Genomic DNA, 15,374 nt, shown 5'->3' with positions numbered 1-15,374 from the left:
CTAAGAAAGTTATTAAATGGCATATATAAAAAAGAAACTAGCAAATAATGGAAAAAAGGCATTTAGACTACTTATGGATGAGTTGAAAATTTCTATGCGTGAAGCACAAAAACTCATTGATAAAAAAAGATTATTTTGTGATGGAAATTTGGTAGAAGAAAAAAATAAATTTTTAAATGGTTTAGTAGAATTAATCGTATATGAAAATAACCCCAAAGGGTTAGAAATAGTTTTTGAAAATGAAGATTTTGCCATCGTAGAAAAACCAAGTGGAGTGCTAACTCATCCTAATGGGCGCAATTGTGCTTATAGTCTTTGTGATGAAATTTGGCATTTATGGGGTGAAAAAGCTTGCGTGGCTCATAGACTAGATAAAGAAACAAGCGGACTTTTACTCATAGCAAAGCATAAAAATGCACAAATTGAGTTAAAAACTATGTTTGAAAAAAGATTAGTGCAAAAAAGCTATCTTGCTCTAGTAAAAGGAAAAACTGAAAAAGAATTTATAGTAGATAAAAGCATGGATTTAACTAAAGACTATGATACAGTAAAAACTAGGATGCATATTTGTGAAAATGGCAAAGAAGCTTTAACACAATTTTATACTTTAGAATATTTTGAAAATTTAGATGCTAGTTTAGTTTTAGCTAAACCTCTAACAGGCAGACAACATCAAATAAGACTACATTTGTTTCATGTGAAACATAAAATTTTAGGTGAACCTTTATATGGTTTAGAAAAAACACAAATAGAGCAAATATTAGATGGAAAAATGAGTGGTATAAAAAGAGCTCAAATTACAGGCGCCAAAAGACTGCTTTTATACTCTTTTAGCTTAGAATTTACATATAAAAATCAAAAATTTTTGATACAATCTCAAAAAGATATAAAAGACGAGTTTTTAAAGGAAATAATACAATGAAAGAAAATATTCCCATTGGATACTTTTGTCCTCATAATATCGGAGATATGGTTGCTAGTTTAGATATGCTATATGCAATTAAATATATTTACCAAGCAAATATAACAGTTTTTTGCAGAAAAAACACTGAGTCCATTTTAAAAAATTTTAATTTTATTGATCATATAGAACTAATTGAAAAAATTGATGAAAATATTATCGATCAAATCAATAAATATTCACTAGATTATTTAATATCATTTCATGCAAAATCTTTTTTAATTAAACTTCTTATAAAAACAAACACAAAAAATATTATTGTAAAAGCAAAATTTGTTAGTGTATTTTCTTTTAAATGTAAAACTATCTTTACAAGTATAACAAAAAGATTTTTTAAAAATAGAAGTGATAGAGATAGAATGTTATATTATGCTAGAAAAATAGATCCTAAAAAATTTGATAAATGCATAAAAAGAATCAATTTTGATACCACTATAAAAACATTAGATGAAAACAAAGATATTGTTAAAAATTATCTTCAAAAAAATAATATTAAAAATTTTATTATTATAAACCCTTTTAGCATTACAGTAGATTTTACACTAAACCTAGTTTCATTTTTTGATCTCATAGCAAAAATTCGATTTTCATATCCAAATATAAATATTATTATTCCAACTTATAATGATATTCATGACACTTTTATAAGAAGTGTTAAACAACATAATATAAATCTTTTATCAGAAATTTATATTTTTAAAAACAATGATGATATTTTAAATTTAGTAGAACTTATATCTCAATCAAAATGTATTATTAGTCCTAGTACAGGCCCAATTCATATTGCAAGCAATATAAAAATCCCTAGTATTGGATTATATCCTAAAAAGGATAGTATATTTTGGCCAACATACAACAAAGACTATGTTTTTATCGATAAAAAATGCAATGAATTATTATGTCATGAAATAGATAAAATTATAACAGATGTCATTGATAGATTAAAAAAATATATCAATTAATCTTCAACCTGATCTTCATTTTTTAATACATAAATAATTCCACCAAGTCCTATGATTACCACTATGCTTATAAAAATAAGTTGGGTTATATCTAAAAAAGTCATTGTTTACTCTGCCTTTCTTTAAGCTGTCCACATGCAGCTGAAATATCAAGTCCCTTACTTTCTCTTATCGTACAAGTAACACCTTTTGCACTTAAATAATCTTGAAATTTAACCGCATTTTCAACACTTGGTCTTTTATATAAACTTCCTTCGTGTGGATTAAAAAGTATTAAATTCACTTTGGCTTTTATACCATTTAAGAGCTTGACTAGTTCTTTTGCATGTTCTATTTTATCATTTATACCATCGATTAAAAGGTATTCAAACATTACTCTTTTACGCTGATCTATAGGAAAATTTCTCACCGCTTCCATAATGCTTGCTATATTATAAGCTTTATTAATAGGCATTAATTCACTTCTAAGTTCATCATTTACAGCATGGAGCGAAATAGCCAAAAGCACACCTAAATTCATTTCTCCAAGCTCTTTAATTTGCTTTGCTAAACCACTTGTGCTTATAGTTTGTCTTCTAGGGCTTATCGCTAAAGCATCATTATCAGCTAAAATTTTAACTGCCTTAGAAACATTTTTAAGATTATCCAAAGGCTCTCCCATACCCATATAGACTATATTAACCCTTCTTTCATAAGGTATGTTGTTATGTTTTTTAATCCATAAAATTTGTCCTACTATTTCTCCTGCAGTCAAATTTCTTTTCAAACCGCCTTTAGCAGTCAGACAAAAACTGCACCCACTTTTGCAACCCACTTGAGAGGAAACACAAATAGTATATCTTGCATGTTTGATGATTTTTCCATTTTCATCTACAAGTTCTTCTTTCATTGGTAGCAAAACAGCTTCTATTTTTTTACCATCTAAAAGCTCAAAAAGATATTTAATACTACCATCTTTGCTTTTTTCATCTTTCACACATTTTAAAGGTGAAAAATGAAAATTTTCTTGTAAATACACTCTAAAGTCTTTTGGTAAAGATGACATTTGTAAAAAATCGTCTGCATATTTTTTATATAACCATTCAAAAATTTGCTTTGCTCTAAATTTTGGTTGGACTAAATTTTCTAATTCTTCTTTAGTAAAATCTAATATATTTTTTAATTCACTCAATTTTTTTCCTATATAAGTTTCTTATCTAATAAAAAATCTTTTAATAATTCTTTTGCTTCTTGATGATTTTTTAAAAAATCTTCATGCGCAAATTCATTACAAAAATTTGTAGCACATAAATAACAAATTCCTTCTATTTCTTGCATTTTTGCACAAGAAAGCACAGCGTATGCTTCCATATTTTCTATATGTACGCCTTTTTTAAAAAATTCTTGGGCAATATTTTCATCTTTGCAAATATAATTTGAAGAATTAATCATAGTTTCATGTGAAACATTTAATCTAATCTCATTTGCTATAGGTGTATAAAAACTATCAAATAAATCTGCGTATTCTAAATTTGCAGCATTAGAACTTTCATAAATGTCTAAAATTTTTCCTTCTTGGTAAATTCCACATGTACCTATAAAAATCACTCTATCTACTTTTACTTGACTTAAAATTTTACCTAGAGAAAAAGCAGAATTAACTAAGCCTACACCTATACTTTGTGCAAATTTAAAATCCTCATTTCCTCCTGCACACACTATAAGATTTTTCAAAAATTAACCTTTATAAAAAATAATTCAAATTTTATCTAATTAGCGCTTAAAATAATGCTATAATTAATATTTTTTAGATAAAATAAATTTATGATAAAAGCAAAAAAACATTTTGGGCAAAATTTTTTATGTGATAAAAGCGTGGTAGATAAAATCATCCAAGCCATACCCAAAGATACTAAAAATATAGTTGAGATTGGGCCTGGCTTAGGTGATTTAACGCAAGAACTTTTGAAAATTCCACAAGCTCATATTAGAGCTTATGAGATTGATAAAGATTTGATTCCTATTTTAAATAAAAAATTTCAAAATGAGATTGAAGGTGGAAATTTTGAGCTTATTCATCAAAATGCAAGTGATGCTTTTGATCAAGGAAGTTTAAGTGATAAAGAGTACTTTTTAGTAGCAAATTTACCATATTATATTGCTACAAATTTGATTTTAAAAGCCCTAGAAGATCAAAATTGCCTTGGGCTTATAGTAATGGTGCAAAAAGAAGTGGCACAGAAATTTTGTGCGAATGAAAAAGAAAGTAATTTTTCGGCCTTAGGGGTGCTTTGTGCATTAATATGCCAAAGACAAATGCTTTTTGATATACAACCACAAAGCTTTAATCCTCCACCAAAAGTTACTTCAGCTGTAATGAAGTTAATAAAAACTACTCATTATCAGCAAAAATGTGAAAATATAGAAGCTTTTAAAGAATTTCTTAGAGCTTGTTTTCAAAATCCTAGAAAACAACTCTTATCTAATTTTAAAAATAAAAAAGAAAAAATTCTAAAAGCATTTGAAGCACTAGACATCTCTTCTACCTCAAGAGCTCATGAAATTAGCGTTGATTCATACCTTAAAATTTATGACTATTTAAAGGATGACTATGAGCGAAGAAAACAAAACTCAAGAGCAAAATAAAACTAAAAGATTTAATAAATTCAAAAACAAAAGAAAAAAAGATTCACAAAATCAAGAGCAAAATAGTGAAATTAAAAATGAAACAAAAGTAGAAAATACTCAAACTGAAGCTAGCGAAGAAAAAAAGAAAAAGAAAAAAAATAGAAATTTACCTTCTAAATTAAGTGGTAATGAAGAATGGCAAATAGAACTTGCCAAAAGTATAGAAGCTAATAAAATCATGCACGAGCTAAGACTTCACCCTTTAAAACACAACAACTCAAGCGAACATAAAATTCGTATTACACCTTTGGGCGGGCTTGGGGAAATCGGTGGAAATATCACTGTTTTTGAAACCAACAACGATGCAATTATCGTTGATATAGGTATGAGTTTTCCAGATGGAACTATGCATGGAGTAGATATTATCATACCTGATTTTGACTATGTAAGAAAGATTAAAAATAAAATTCGCGCTATCATCATCACTCATGCTCATGAAGATCATATCGGTGCTGTGCCGTATTTTTTCAAAGAATTTCAATTTCCTATCTACGCAACACCTTTAGCACTAGGTATGATTTCAAATAAATTTGAAGAGCATAGTTTAAAGGCTGAGCGTAAATGGTTTAGACCTATAACAAAAAGACAAATTTATGAAATAGGTGAATTTAATTTAGAATGGATTCACATAACCCACTCTATCATCGATGCTTGTGCTTTGGCTATTAAAACTAAAGCAGGAACCATCATACACACTGGCGATTTTAAAATAGATCAAACACCAATTGATGGCTATCCAACGGATTTAAGTCGTTTAGCTCAATATGGCGAAGAAGGCGTACTTTGTCTTTTAAGTGATAGTACAAACTCATATAAAGAAGGTTATACAAAAAGTGAAAGCTCCGTAGGACCTACTTTTGATCAAATTTTTGCCAAAACTAAAGGCAGGGTAATCATGAGCACCTTTAGCTCTAATATCCACCGCGTATATCAAGCTATTAGTTATGGTTTAAAATACGGCAGAAAAGTGTGTGTTATAGGGCGTTCTATGGAAAGAAATCTCTATACTACTATGGAACTTGGCTATATCAAACTTGATAGGAAAATTTTCATTGACGCTGATGAAGTAAGCAAATACAAAGACAACGAAGTACTAATTGTCACTACAGGAAGTCAAGGCGAGACCATGAGTGCTTTATATAGAATGGCAACCGATGAGCATAAATTTATCAAAATCAAACCTAGCGATCAAGTTATCATTTCAGCTAAAGCAATACCAGGTAATGAAGCAAATGTTTCTGCTGTACTTGATTTTCTTTTAAAAGCAGGAGCTAAAGTAGCTTATCAAGAATTTAGTGAAATTCATGTAAGCGGACATGCTAGTATAGAAGAACAAAAACTCATGCTAACTTTAGTAAAACCTAAATTTTTCTTACCAGTGCATGGAGAGTATAATCATATCAATAAACATAAAGAAACTGCTCTAAAATGTGGTATACCTGAAAGAAACATCTACTTAATGAGTGATGGGGATCAAGTAGAGCTTTGTCAAAAATACATCAAACGCGTAAAAACAGTTAAAACAGGAAAAGTCTTTGTGGATAATCAAATCAACAAACAAATCGCAGATGATGTGGTAATTGATAGACAAAAACTAGCAGATAGTGGTATAGTTGTCATCATCGCCCAGCTTGATAAAGCAAGTAAAACACTAATTAATAAACCAAGAGTATTTAGTTATGGCTTGGTAGCTGATAAACAAGATGGAGCATTCTCAAAAGAAATGAGTGATGTTTTAAGTCAATTTTTCCCAAATGTAAAAGATGAAATTTTAGATAATCCAAAAGTTTTAGAAGCTCAAATTAGACAAGTACTAAGAAAGCATATTTTTAGAAAAATCAAAAAATATCCAACCATAGTACCAACTATTTTTGTGATGTAAAGTAAAATTATGAGAATTAATAAATTCATCTCACACAATAGCAAATATTCTCGCCGTGAGGCTGATGAGCTAATCAAACAAGGCTTAGTAAAAATCAATAAAAAAACAGCCTTGCTAAATGATAGTGTAAATGCTGAGGATAAAGTTTTTATCAATGGTAAAAAACTCCATAAAAAAACACAATTTTCAGTCATCATTTATCACAAACAAAAAGGCGAAATAGTTAGTAAAAAAGATGATAGAGGCAGAAAAACCATCTATCATACTTTACCAAAACAATTTAGCACTTGGCTTAGCGTAGGAAGACTTGACTTTGCAAGCGAGGGATTACTTTTACTAACTGATTCACCTGTAATAGCAGATGCGCTTATGCATAGTGATTTAGAAAGAGAATATTACTTAAAAGTAAAAGGTAATATAGATAAAAATGTCATCGAAGCTATGCAAAATGGCTTAGAAATTCAAAATGAAAAAAAAGGGGCTCACGCTAAAACTAAAATAACTTCAATGAATTTTGCTCCATTTTTAGGCTTTGAAATTTTTGGCTCAAGCGGAGGCTATACGAAGCTAAAAGTAATCATTAATGAAGGTAAAAATAGAGAGTTAAGACGCTTTTTTGGACATTTTGATTTAGAAGTGATGGATCTTAAAAGAGTGGCATTTGGAGCATTAGATCTTGGTATGTTAAAAGCTGGCAAATATCGTTATTTGGAAAATGGCGAGTATGAAAAACTGCGCGATTTTTTAAAAATAAATGATATTAGGTATTAAAATTAATACTTTAAAAATACTTAAATTAATTAAAATTTAATTTTAATTTTGTATAATTAGCAATTTAATTTATATAAAAAAGGAAAATTATGGCAAACCATAAATCTGCTGAAAAAAGAGCAAGACAAACTATCAAAAGAACTGAAAGAAATAGATTTTATAGAACAAGATTAAAAAACATTACAAAAGCGGTTCGCGAAGCAGCGGCAAATAACGATAAAGAAGCTGCACAAAATGCATTAAAAGTAGCTAATAAAAGCATTCACGCTATGGTAAGTCGCGGATTTTTGAAAAAACAAACTGCATCACGCCGTGTTAGCAGATTAGCATTATTGGTAAACAAATTAGCATAATTAATGTTAGCTGATAAACTCAAACCTTTTTTAGCACGCTTTGATGAGTTAAATACTCTTCTTAGTGATGTTAATATCTCTAATGATATTTCTAAAATGACAGCTCTATCTAAAGAGCAAAAAAATTTAGAACCCATAGTAGAAAAAGCAAAAGAATATCTAAAAACCTTAGACGATATAGAAGAAAATAAACTTCTTTTATCTGATCCTGAACTAGGTGAACTTGCAAAAGAAGAACTTAAAAATCTCGAAGTTTTAAAGCCACAACTTGAAGAAAAATTAAAAATTCTTTTATTACCTAAAGATCCAAACGATGATAAGAATATCTTTTTAGAAATTCGTGCAGGCACAGGTGGTGATGAAGCTTCTTTATTTGTTGGGGATTTAGTAAAAGCTTATATACGCTATGCTGAAAATCGTGATTACAAATATGAAATTGTAAGTTCAAGTGAAGGTAGCGTAGGTGGATTTAAAGAAATCATCATTCTTATCAAAGGAAATGGAGCTTATTCAAGGCTAAAATACGAAGGTGGCACACATAGAGTTCAAAGAGTACCTGAAACAGAATCTCAAGGTAGAGTTCATACTTCAGCTATTACAGTGGCTATTATGCCTGAAGTTGATGATGTTGAAATTCAAATCAATCCAAATGATTTAAAAATCGATGTAATGCGTAGTAGCGGTCATGGTGGTCAAAGCGTAAATACCACAGATAGTGCTGTAAGAATCACTCACATTCCAACAGGTATAGTTGTAGTAAATCAAGATGGCAAAAGCCAACATAAAAACAAAGAAAGTGCCATGAAAGTCTTAAAGGCAAGACTTTTTGAAATGCAAGAACAAGAACGCTTAGCTAAAGAAAGCGAGGCAAGAAAATCACAAGTTGGAAGTGGCGATAGAAGCGAACGCATACGCACTTATAATTTCCCTCAAAATAGAATTAGTGATCATAGAATAAATCTTACTTTATATAGACTTGATACGATTTTAGAGGGTGGACTTTTTGATGAAATCATCGAGCCATTAATCGCTTATTATCAAGCAGAGGCTTTAAAACAAGAAAATTTATAATTCTTGTTTTAATTATTGCTTGCTAATAAAATTCTATATTGTTCTTTATCAACATTTATCAAAAGCGAAACTAATTTAAAAGCTCTAAATTTTTCCATTACAAAAAGATCTTTACTATCTTTTAAAACTATAGCAACTAAATTTTTCATTACTTTATCAAGCCAAATATTTTTATATTTATCATTTGCTGAATGATATCTTCCAATAGCATTCCAATTAAACCCGTATCGTTGTATAATTTCATAAAGTAATCTTGCTGCTATGTCTATATTTGCACTAACTTTTACAATCTCTTTTTCGCTAACACCATAACGCTTTAAATGAATGCTATTAATTTGCATTAAACCATAATCTCTTGTTTGATTTTTATTTCTACCAATGATATTATGTTCATAAGCTGCATTCTCTGTCAAAGCTATGGCTTTAAGTAATGCCATGGGTATGTTATACTTTCTAGCCGCGATTTTAAAATCTTTATCATATTTATAAAAATTTTCAGGTATATAAATATCACCTATAAAAATTTTTGTATCAAAAGCAAAAGTAAAATTAAAAAATATTGCTAATAATAAAATCCTTTTTAACATTTTACTCCTTTATAGTACTTATGCTATAGCAAATTTATAAATAAAAATTATGCAAATAAGTTAATAAATTATCTAAGAATTTCTTTTATAGTAAGTTGAGGGGTGATTAATCCTCTAAAATTATTTTTAGAAATACTAGCTATAAAATCAATATTTTCACCAATTTCTGGCTCATAATCAAAGTTAAAAAATAAAGCTTCTAAAGTCTTATTTCCTTGTGTTAAAATAAGTTTTATATGATTTTCATCTTTACCAAGTCTTTTTTTGTTTTTTACAAAAAGCTTATCAAATTTAAAATATGGTCTTGGGTTTTTATGCCCAAAAGGTTCAAAAAATTCCAATATCTCTAAAAGTTCAAAATCAACTTCATTTGGATCAATACTACCTAAAACCTCATCAGTATTGTAAAAATCATCTTTAGGGATATTTTGACAAATTTCATAAAGCTTATTTTTAAAAATACCAAATTTTTCAAGCTCGACTAAAACTCCAGCTGCACCTTTATGTCCACCATAGCTTAAAACAAATTCTTTAGCTTGTTCTATAACATTTAAAATATCTATCCTACCCACGCTTCTAACGCTAGCTTTAGCCTTTTGCTCACATTCTGAAAAAACAAAGGCAGGCTTGTTAAAATGCTTTGCTAAACGACTTGCAACTATACCCAAAACACCCTCATGCCAATTTTGGCCATTGACAATAATCACAGGATCATTTTCATCAACTTGTTCTAAACATTGTTTAAAAAGCTCGCGCTCTTCATCTTTACGGCTATTATTATAAGTAATAATTTGTTCTAAATAACCCATAACCTCATTAATATTTTTAGAATGCAAAAATTTATAAGAAATAATCGCATCATCCATTCTACCTGCACTATTAATCAAAGGTGCAATTAAAAAACTAATATTATCAAGCTCAAATTTATCCTTACCAAAATACTGCTTGATAGCTTTAAATGCAACTCGTTTTGAATCATTAATACACTCTATGCCTTTTCTAACTAAGGCTCTATTTAAATCTCTAAGCTCCATCATATCTGCGATAATTGCGATAGATAAAAGCTCTATAAATTTACACATATTATAATTAATCTTACATACTTCTTTTATAGCAGCAACTAAATACCAAGCCACTTGAGCACCACAAATTTCAATATCAGGAAATTCACAATCTTGTTGTTTAGGATTAATGATCGCATAAGCTTTTGGTAAAGTAGCTGGAGGCATATGATGATCGGTAATGATTAAATCAATTCCTTTTTGTAAACAAAGCTCTGCTGCATCAAAAGCTGCTATACCATTATCTACAGTGATGATTAAATCTACCCCATTAAGTTCATTGATGATTTCTTCATTTAGACCATATCCATCTTTAAAACGATTTGGAATTTTTACCACATAGTCATATCCGATATCATCAAAAAATTCAGATAAAATCACACAAGAAATCACCCCATCTACATCATAATCTCCAACAATAGCAAGCTTTTGATTTTTTTCAATCGCTTCTTTAATACGTAAAGCACCCTTATAGACATCTTTTAAACAAGATGGCATAGGTAAATCACAAAGCTTTACATGTGTATCATTGATAAAACGCTGGTGTAAAATTTCTTTTATTTTGGCTTTATTTAGCATGATTTGTTAAAGATGCCTTGATAAAAGAAAAAATAGCCGGATTAACCCTAACTAAGCGTGAAGTAAATTCAGGGTGAAACTGCACTGCTAAGAAAAATGGATGATCTTTAAGCTCTACAGCCTCAACTAAACCTTCATTTTCCCCGCTTATAATAAGCCCATTTTTTTCAAACATTTCTTTATATTTTGGATTAGCTTCATAGCGGTGGCGGTGGCGTTCTTTTACGCTTTTTTGATTATCATAAACCTTACTTAAAAGTGTATTTGGCTTGATATGACACTCATAAGCTCCAAGACGCATAGTTCCACCAAGTGGAGTTTTACTTGTTCTAATTTGCTTTTCTCCACTTGCGTCAATAAATTCATCAATCAAAAAGATGATAGGATTTTTACAATTTGGATTGAATTCATGAGAATTTGCATCTTCTAGTTTTAAAACATTGCGTGCAAATTCCACTAAAGAAAGCTGCATACCCAAACAAATTCCTAAAAATGGAATTTTATTTTCTCTTGCATATTGTATGGCTTTGATTTTTCCTTCTACTCCACGGTAACCAAAACCACCTGCTACTAAAATCCCATTTACATCTTTAAAGCTTTCTTCGACATTTGCATTTTCTAATTTTTCACTATCGATCCATTTTAAATTTACTCTTGCATCAAGTGCTGCACCTGCATGGATAATGGCCTCTGTTAAGCTTTTATAGCTTTCTTTTAAATCTACATATTTTCCTACAAAAGCGATGCTAAGTTCATTACTTGGAGCGATGACTCTTTTTACTAAAGAATCCCATTCGTTCATACTTGGCTTTAAATTTTGAAGATCTAATAAACTTGCAATAGAATTTAAAATATCTTGTTTTAAAAAATTTAGTGGAATTTGATAAATACTAGCTGCATCCACACTTTCTATAACGCAGTTTTTTTCAACTCCGCATGAAATTGCGATTTTGTCTTTTAACTCTCTATCTAAAGATTTTTCACTTCTGCAAATGATCATATCAGGGCTTATACCTATACGGCGTAATTCCCCCACACTATGTTGAGTTGGTTTTGTTTTAAGTTCTCCTGCTGCTTTGATAAATGGCACTAAAGTCAAGTGAATATTAATAGCATTGTATTTACCCACTTCAAGTTTTAAAGCTCTAATAGCTTCTAAAAATGGTAAGCCTTCTATATCTCCTACCGTGCCACCTATTTCAACAATTAAAATATCTTTATCAATTCCAGCCTTTTTAATACGATCTTTTATCTCATCAACTATATGAGGGATTACTTGTATAGTTTTTCCTAAGTAATCTCCTCTTCTTTCTTTTTCTATAACACTTTGATAAACTCTTCCTGTGGTAAAGTTATTATCTTGAGTTAAATTCTCATTTAAAAATCTCTCATAATGTCCTAAGTCTAAATCTGTCTCAGCTCCATCTTCAGTTACAAACACTTCCCCATGCTCTAAAGGACTCATCGTGCCAGGATCTACATTAATATAAGGATCTGCTTTTAAAATACTTACTTTTAAACCTGAATTTTTTAAAATAGTAGCAATAGATGCTGCTGCTATACCTTTTCCTAATGAGCTTAAAACACCACCGGTTACAAAAATATATTTAGTTTGTTTTAATTTCATAAAATAACCTTAATTTCTTTTTTTAAAATTATAACGAATAAAAAATTTTATTTTTATAAACATTTGTGTAAAATTCAATTATTTTTGAAGGAAATTTTCGATGAAAATCACATTATTAAATCATACTCCACTTTCTGTATGCTCTCATGCAACAAGAACATGTTGGCAAAGTTTTGACAAAGGTGATTGTGGTGGTGAGAAAGACAAAGAATTAATCGATCGAGTGGGAAATAAATTCAAACATGCTTCAACCTTAGAGCATTTAAACTATACTTTTTATATACAAGGTATTTCAAGAGCATGCTTACAAGAAGTTGCAAGACACCGCCACACTAGTCCTAGTGTAAAAAGCACAAGATATACTTTAAAAGAACTAAGAAATGAAAGCGAATTTAAAGAAAATGACTTTGAAAATGCTAAAAGATACTTAGTATTAACCGGAAATGAAGTAGTAGATAATGCAAGTATCAAAGCTTTAGAAAATCTGCGTTTGATTTTGCAAAATAGCATTAGTTTAGATATAGCAAAATACTGCTTACCAGAAAGTTATAAAACAGAATTAACTTTAACAATTAATGCAAGAAGTTTGCAAAATTTTATTACTCTAAGAAGCTCAAAATCAGCCCTTTGGGAGATAAGACAACTCGCAAATGCTTTATTTGAAAACTTGCCTGAGGAACATCAATTTATTTTTAAACATTGTGTTTATCAAGAAGAAAATTCCCAAGATTGATTGGGAATTTTTACTTATATTTTTTTAAGAAATTCAGTTTTCAAAACAATCACACCAAATTTATCTACTTTAGCTTCAATTTCAGTGTCTTTGCTTGTAAGTTTAATATTTTTTATAGTCGTGCCACGCTTTAAAGTAGTGCTTGTACCTTTTACCTTTAAATCTTTCACAACACTTACACTATCACCTGCATTAAGCTCAGTTCCATTTGCATCTTTTGGCATATATTCTCCTTAGAATTTATAAGTATATCCTAGATATAAACCATAATTTGTTTGTTTAGGATCGTAAAAGTTTGAACCTACCATATTTTGATAAAAATTTCTTGTATTATAATGAGTTTGCTCAGCTTTAAAACCAAACTCAATTTCATTTGCTTGATTTAACTCATATAAAGCACCTATTTTTGCCCCATAAGTATAACCATCAAAATCTTGAGATAATGATAATATACTTGTTTTTAAAGTAAGATCTGTTCTTGCATAACCACCATATACCCCTAAAACTGCTCTTGTTTTTTCAAAGATTTTTGGAGTAAAATCATAACCAAGTAAAAACTTATGTGTAGTAAATTCTCCATCAATTTTAAACTTTGTAGTATTGATTACATCACTAAATTCGCTTGAATAATTATAAGCACCATAAATTCTATGATTTTCACTAAAACGATAACCAACTCTTAAACCAAAAACAGGAACATTACCTTCTAAATCACCATTATATTTAATGTTTTGTGTTTTTCTATGATCAAGATCAGATTTTACCTTAGTATGGAACCATCCTGCATCAATACCTAATAATATTCCTGAATTTTCATCAGCTAAAGCTAAATTTGAAACCAAAGCAACACTTGTAACTAAACTAAATAATTTTAATTTCATATTTTCCTCCTTAAAATAAGACTTAATATATCCTTTTATTTTTAATAAAAACTTAATTTTGTGGTACCACTAAATCAGATCTACACTCAATCACGGTATGAACATTACCACGAGGGTTAAAATCACCTACTACTTTTATCCATTTTGGATCAAGTTTTTCTTTTAAAGTATTATAAATTTCATTAATACTTGCTTCATGTGAAACATTTCTATACATAAAGGTATTAATATAAAGTTTGATTGCTTTAAGTTCTACTACTAATTTATTTGGAATGTATTCTAAGTAAATTGTAGCAAAATCAGGATACCCACTACGCGGACAACAACACATAAATTCAGGTAAAGTGATTTTAATCACATAATCATTTTTGGCATCATTTGGCCAAACTTCCATATTTTCTACACTAAATTCTTTGATTTCTTTTTCACCATATCGCATTTATAATCCTTAGTTTGTTTTTAAAACTTTATAATACCACAATATTTTATATTTTATTTTGACAAAATTTAAAAAGCTTATCTTGAAGTGAAAGTAATTTTTCACTTTCATTACTAAGAATTTTTATACACAAACCCTCATAAAAAAGTTGATTTATATCGTCAAATGAAGCTTTTAATTCTTCATAAAACTCATCATATCCAAAAAGATAAATACTCAAATAATGCGTATGATTTGCAAAAAAATTTAAATCATTTTCTTTCATATAAGAAGGATTGATTTTAATTTTATCATTTAAAATTAAAGTATCATTTCTATAAATTTGAGTTAAACTCTCATAATTTTTAAAAGCAAATTTTTCATCCATAGCCACTCTACCAAAAATGACAAAATCAACATAAACTAATCTTGAAAAAGAAGCTAGATTAATCTTTGTATTTTGTATAAAATTTGCATTTTCTTGAAGCAAAAGTGGCTTTGGCATATAAAAAAAGCTTGCATTTTCTTCAAGAGTAAAATCAATATTTTTACTCGCAAAAGAATCTTTAGTATCATATACCTTTTCATAACTTTGTGTGAGTATAGCGGTGTTTGTACTTTTCTTACATATGATTTCAAAACTTAAATGATCCTCTTTAAAAATTCCAGCACTAGAGTTTAAAACATATATACTAGTTAATTTTTTATCATAAAAATTCCTCATAAGTTTAAAAGGAGGAGTAAAAAAAGAATTTTTTATGATAGTTTTTTCATTGATAGTATCTAATGTAAGTTTAAAAACACTCTTTTGAGCAAACAAA

The 15,374-nt window shown here is 29.1% G+C and carries 18 protein-coding genes; 8 read left to right on the top strand and 10 right to left on the bottom strand.

Annotated features, from left to right (window positions below; all coding sequences use genetic code 11):
- The first annotated feature begins 16 nt into the window (after positions 1–16).
- Together L8T82_RS02060 and L8T82_RS02055 are read left to right on the top strand one after the other, a co-directional pair.
- On the top strand, positions 17–922 hold the full coding sequence (locus tag L8T82_RS02060; protein ID WP_263725775.1) for an RluA family pseudouridine synthase: 906 nt from the start codon (positions 17–19) through the stop codon (positions 920–922).
- A complete protein-coding gene (locus L8T82_RS02055; protein WP_263702396.1) occupies positions 919–1,923 on the top strand; it encodes a glycosyltransferase family 9 protein in 1,005 nt (334 codons plus the stop codon). Before L8T82_RS02060 ends, L8T82_RS02055 begins: the two co-directional genes overlap by 4 nt.
- Here L8T82_RS02055 and L8T82_RS02050 read toward each other — a convergent pair.
- The 3 genes from L8T82_RS02050 to L8T82_RS02040 are packed head-to-tail and all read right to left on the bottom strand — an operon-like array spanning position 1,920 to position 3,636.
- Positions 1,920–2,027, bottom strand: a complete 108-nt coding sequence (locus tag L8T82_RS02050; RefSeq protein WP_263725774.1) for a hypothetical protein — start codon at positions 2,025–2,027, stop codon at positions 1,920–1,922. The genes L8T82_RS02055 and L8T82_RS02050 overlap by 4 nt on opposite strands.
- Positions 2,024–3,094, bottom strand: a complete 1,071-nt coding sequence (rlmN, locus tag L8T82_RS02045) for a 23S rRNA (adenine(2503)-C(2))-methyltransferase RlmN (protein ID WP_263661401.1) — start codon at positions 3,092–3,094, stop codon at positions 2,024–2,026. The genes L8T82_RS02050 and rlmN overlap by 4 nt, the downstream gene beginning before the upstream one ends.
- An 8-nt stretch (positions 3,095–3,102) precedes the next feature.
- The gene (locus L8T82_RS02040; RefSeq protein WP_263725773.1) at positions 3,103–3,636 is read right to left on the bottom strand and encodes a purine-nucleoside phosphorylase; all 534 of its coding nucleotides are present in this window, start codon (positions 3,634–3,636) and stop codon (positions 3,103–3,105) included.
- Positions 3,637–3,726: 90 nt separating this feature from the next.
- Between L8T82_RS02040 and rsmA the strand changes: the two genes are divergently transcribed.
- The 5 genes from rsmA to prfA all read left to right on the top strand — a co-directional run bounded on the left by rsmA (position 3,727) and on the right by prfA (position 8,667).
- On the top strand, positions 3,727–4,548 hold the full coding sequence (rsmA, locus tag L8T82_RS02035) for a 16S rRNA (adenine(1518)-N(6)/adenine(1519)-N(6))-dimethyltransferase RsmA (RefSeq protein ID WP_039627644.1): 822 nt from the start codon (positions 3,727–3,729) through the stop codon (positions 4,546–4,548).
- Entirely contained in the window at positions 4,514–6,472 is a 1,959-nt protein-coding gene (locus tag L8T82_RS02030; RefSeq protein WP_263725772.1) for a ribonuclease J, read from the top strand. Before rsmA ends, L8T82_RS02030 begins: the two co-directional genes overlap by 35 nt.
- 9 nt (positions 6,473–6,481) lie before the next feature.
- The gene (locus tag L8T82_RS02025; RefSeq protein WP_263725771.1) at positions 6,482–7,243 is read left to right on the top strand and encodes a pseudouridine synthase; all 762 of its coding nucleotides are present in this window, start codon (positions 6,482–6,484) and stop codon (positions 7,241–7,243) included.
- 89 nt (positions 7,244–7,332) lie between these two features.
- Positions 7,333–7,596: a 30S ribosomal protein S20 gene (rpsT, locus tag L8T82_RS02020; RefSeq protein WP_039617063.1), complete on the top strand. Its 264-nt coding sequence runs from the start codon at positions 7,333–7,335 to the stop codon at positions 7,594–7,596.
- Positions 7,597–7,599: 3 nt separating this feature from the next.
- Positions 7,600–8,667, top strand: a complete 1,068-nt coding sequence (gene prfA, locus L8T82_RS02015; protein WP_263725770.1) for a peptide chain release factor 1 — start codon at positions 7,600–7,602, stop codon at positions 8,665–8,667.
- A gap of 8 nt (positions 8,668–8,675) precedes the next feature.
- Here the strand turns inward: prfA and L8T82_RS02010 are convergent, their stop codons facing one another.
- From L8T82_RS02010 to L8T82_RS02000, 3 genes are all read right to left on the bottom strand, one after another.
- Complete coding sequence (locus tag L8T82_RS02010; protein ID WP_133319092.1) at positions 8,676–9,254, bottom strand: lytic transglycosylase domain-containing protein; 579 nt, start codon at positions 9,252–9,254, stop codon at positions 8,676–8,678.
- A gap of 68 nt (positions 9,255–9,322) precedes the next feature.
- Positions 9,323–10,894: a single-stranded-DNA-specific exonuclease RecJ gene (gene recJ / locus L8T82_RS02005; RefSeq protein ID WP_263659219.1), complete on the bottom strand. Its 1,572-nt coding sequence runs from the start codon at positions 10,892–10,894 to the stop codon at positions 9,323–9,325.
- Positions 10,884–12,521 carry a CTP synthase gene (locus L8T82_RS02000; protein ID WP_263671551.1) on the bottom strand — a complete coding sequence of 546 codons (1,638 nt, stop codon included), beginning with the start codon at positions 12,519–12,521 and terminating at the stop codon, positions 10,884–10,886. The genes recJ and L8T82_RS02000 overlap by 11 nt, the downstream gene beginning before the upstream one ends.
- A gap of 100 nt (positions 12,522–12,621) precedes the next feature.
- On the opposite strand from L8T82_RS02000, the gene thyX reads away from it, so the two are divergent.
- On the top strand, positions 12,622–13,254 hold the full coding sequence (gene thyX, locus L8T82_RS01995) for an FAD-dependent thymidylate synthase (protein WP_039617054.1): 633 nt from the start codon (positions 12,622–12,624) through the stop codon (positions 13,252–13,254).
- A gap of 14 nt (positions 13,255–13,268) precedes the next feature.
- Here thyX and L8T82_RS01990 read toward each other — a convergent pair whose 3' ends face one another.
- The 4 genes from L8T82_RS01990 to L8T82_RS01975 are packed head-to-tail and all read right to left on the bottom strand — an operon-like array spanning position 13,269 to position 15,373.
- Complete coding sequence (locus L8T82_RS01990) at positions 13,269–13,478, bottom strand: alkylphosphonate utilization protein (protein WP_263671552.1); 210 nt, start codon at positions 13,476–13,478, stop codon at positions 13,269–13,271.
- A 9-nt stretch (positions 13,479–13,487) separates the two neighbouring features.
- On the bottom strand, positions 13,488–14,135 hold the full coding sequence (locus L8T82_RS01985; RefSeq protein WP_263725769.1) for a porin family protein: 648 nt from the start codon (positions 14,133–14,135) through the stop codon (positions 13,488–13,490).
- Between the two features lie 52 nt (positions 14,136–14,187).
- Positions 14,188–14,574 carry a preQ(1) synthase gene (queF, locus tag L8T82_RS01980; protein WP_039617048.1) on the bottom strand — a complete coding sequence of 129 codons (387 nt, stop codon included), beginning with the start codon at positions 14,572–14,574 and terminating at the stop codon, positions 14,188–14,190.
- A gap of 46 nt (positions 14,575–14,620) precedes the next feature.
- Complete coding sequence (locus L8T82_RS01975) at positions 14,621–15,373, bottom strand: urease accessory protein UreD (RefSeq protein ID WP_220566958.1); 753 nt, start codon at positions 15,371–15,373, stop codon at positions 14,621–14,623.
- Between the last annotated feature and the right edge of the window lies 1 nt (position 15,374).

Source organism: Campylobacter sp. IFREMER_LSEM_CL292, assembly GCF_025771615.1.
Classification (GTDB): domain Bacteria; phylum Campylobacterota; class Campylobacteria; order Campylobacterales; family Campylobacteraceae; genus Campylobacter_D; species Campylobacter_D lari_D.
Note: the sequence above shows the minus strand (reverse complement) of the source record. Positions and strands in the feature narration are given on the sequence as shown.

Coding starts and splice junctions, on each gene's coding strand:
- rpsT (WP_039617063.1), top strand. CDS start 7,333: ATGGCAAACCATAAATCTGCTGAAAAAAGAGCAAGACAAACTATCAAA.
- L8T82_RS02030 (WP_263725772.1), top strand. CDS start 4,514: ATGAGCGAAGAAAACAAAACTCAAGAGCAAAATAAAACTAAAAGATTT.
- L8T82_RS02055 (WP_263702396.1), top strand. CDS start 919: ATGAAAGAAAATATTCCCATTGGATACTTTTGTCCTCATAATATCGGA.
- L8T82_RS02025 (WP_263725771.1), top strand. CDS start 6,482: ATGAGAATTAATAAATTCATCTCACACAATAGCAAATATTCTCGCCGT.
- rsmA (WP_039627644.1), top strand. CDS start 3,727: ATGATAAAAGCAAAAAAACATTTTGGGCAAAATTTTTTATGTGATAAA.
- L8T82_RS02010 (WP_133319092.1), bottom strand. CDS start 9,254: ATGTTAAAAAGGATTTTATTATTAGCAATATTTTTTAATTTTACTTTT.
- L8T82_RS01985 (WP_263725769.1), bottom strand. CDS start 14,135: ATGAAATTAAAATTATTTAGTTTAGTTACAAGTGTTGCTTTGGTTTCA.
- thyX (WP_039617054.1), top strand. CDS start 12,622: ATGAAAATCACATTATTAAATCATACTCCACTTTCTGTATGCTCTCAT.
- L8T82_RS01990 (WP_263671552.1), bottom strand. CDS start 13,478: ATGCCAAAAGATGCAAATGGAACTGAGCTTAATGCAGGTGATAGTGTA.
- queF (WP_039617048.1), bottom strand. CDS start 14,574: ATGCGATATGGTGAAAAAGAAATCAAAGAATTTAGTGTAGAAAATATG.
- prfA (WP_263725770.1), top strand. CDS start 7,600: ATGTTAGCTGATAAACTCAAACCTTTTTTAGCACGCTTTGATGAGTTA.
- L8T82_RS02060 (WP_263725775.1), top strand. CDS start 17: ATGGCATATATAAAAAAGAAACTAGCAAATAATGGAAAAAAGGCATTT.
- recJ (WP_263659219.1), bottom strand. CDS start 10,894: ATGCTAAATAAAGCCAAAATAAAAGAAATTTTACACCAGCGTTTTATC.
- L8T82_RS02050 (WP_263725774.1), bottom strand. CDS start 2,027: ATGACTTTTTTAGATATAACCCAACTTATTTTTATAAGCATAGTGGTA.
- L8T82_RS02000 (WP_263671551.1), bottom strand. CDS start 12,521: ATGAAATTAAAACAAACTAAATATATTTTTGTAACCGGTGGTGTTTTA.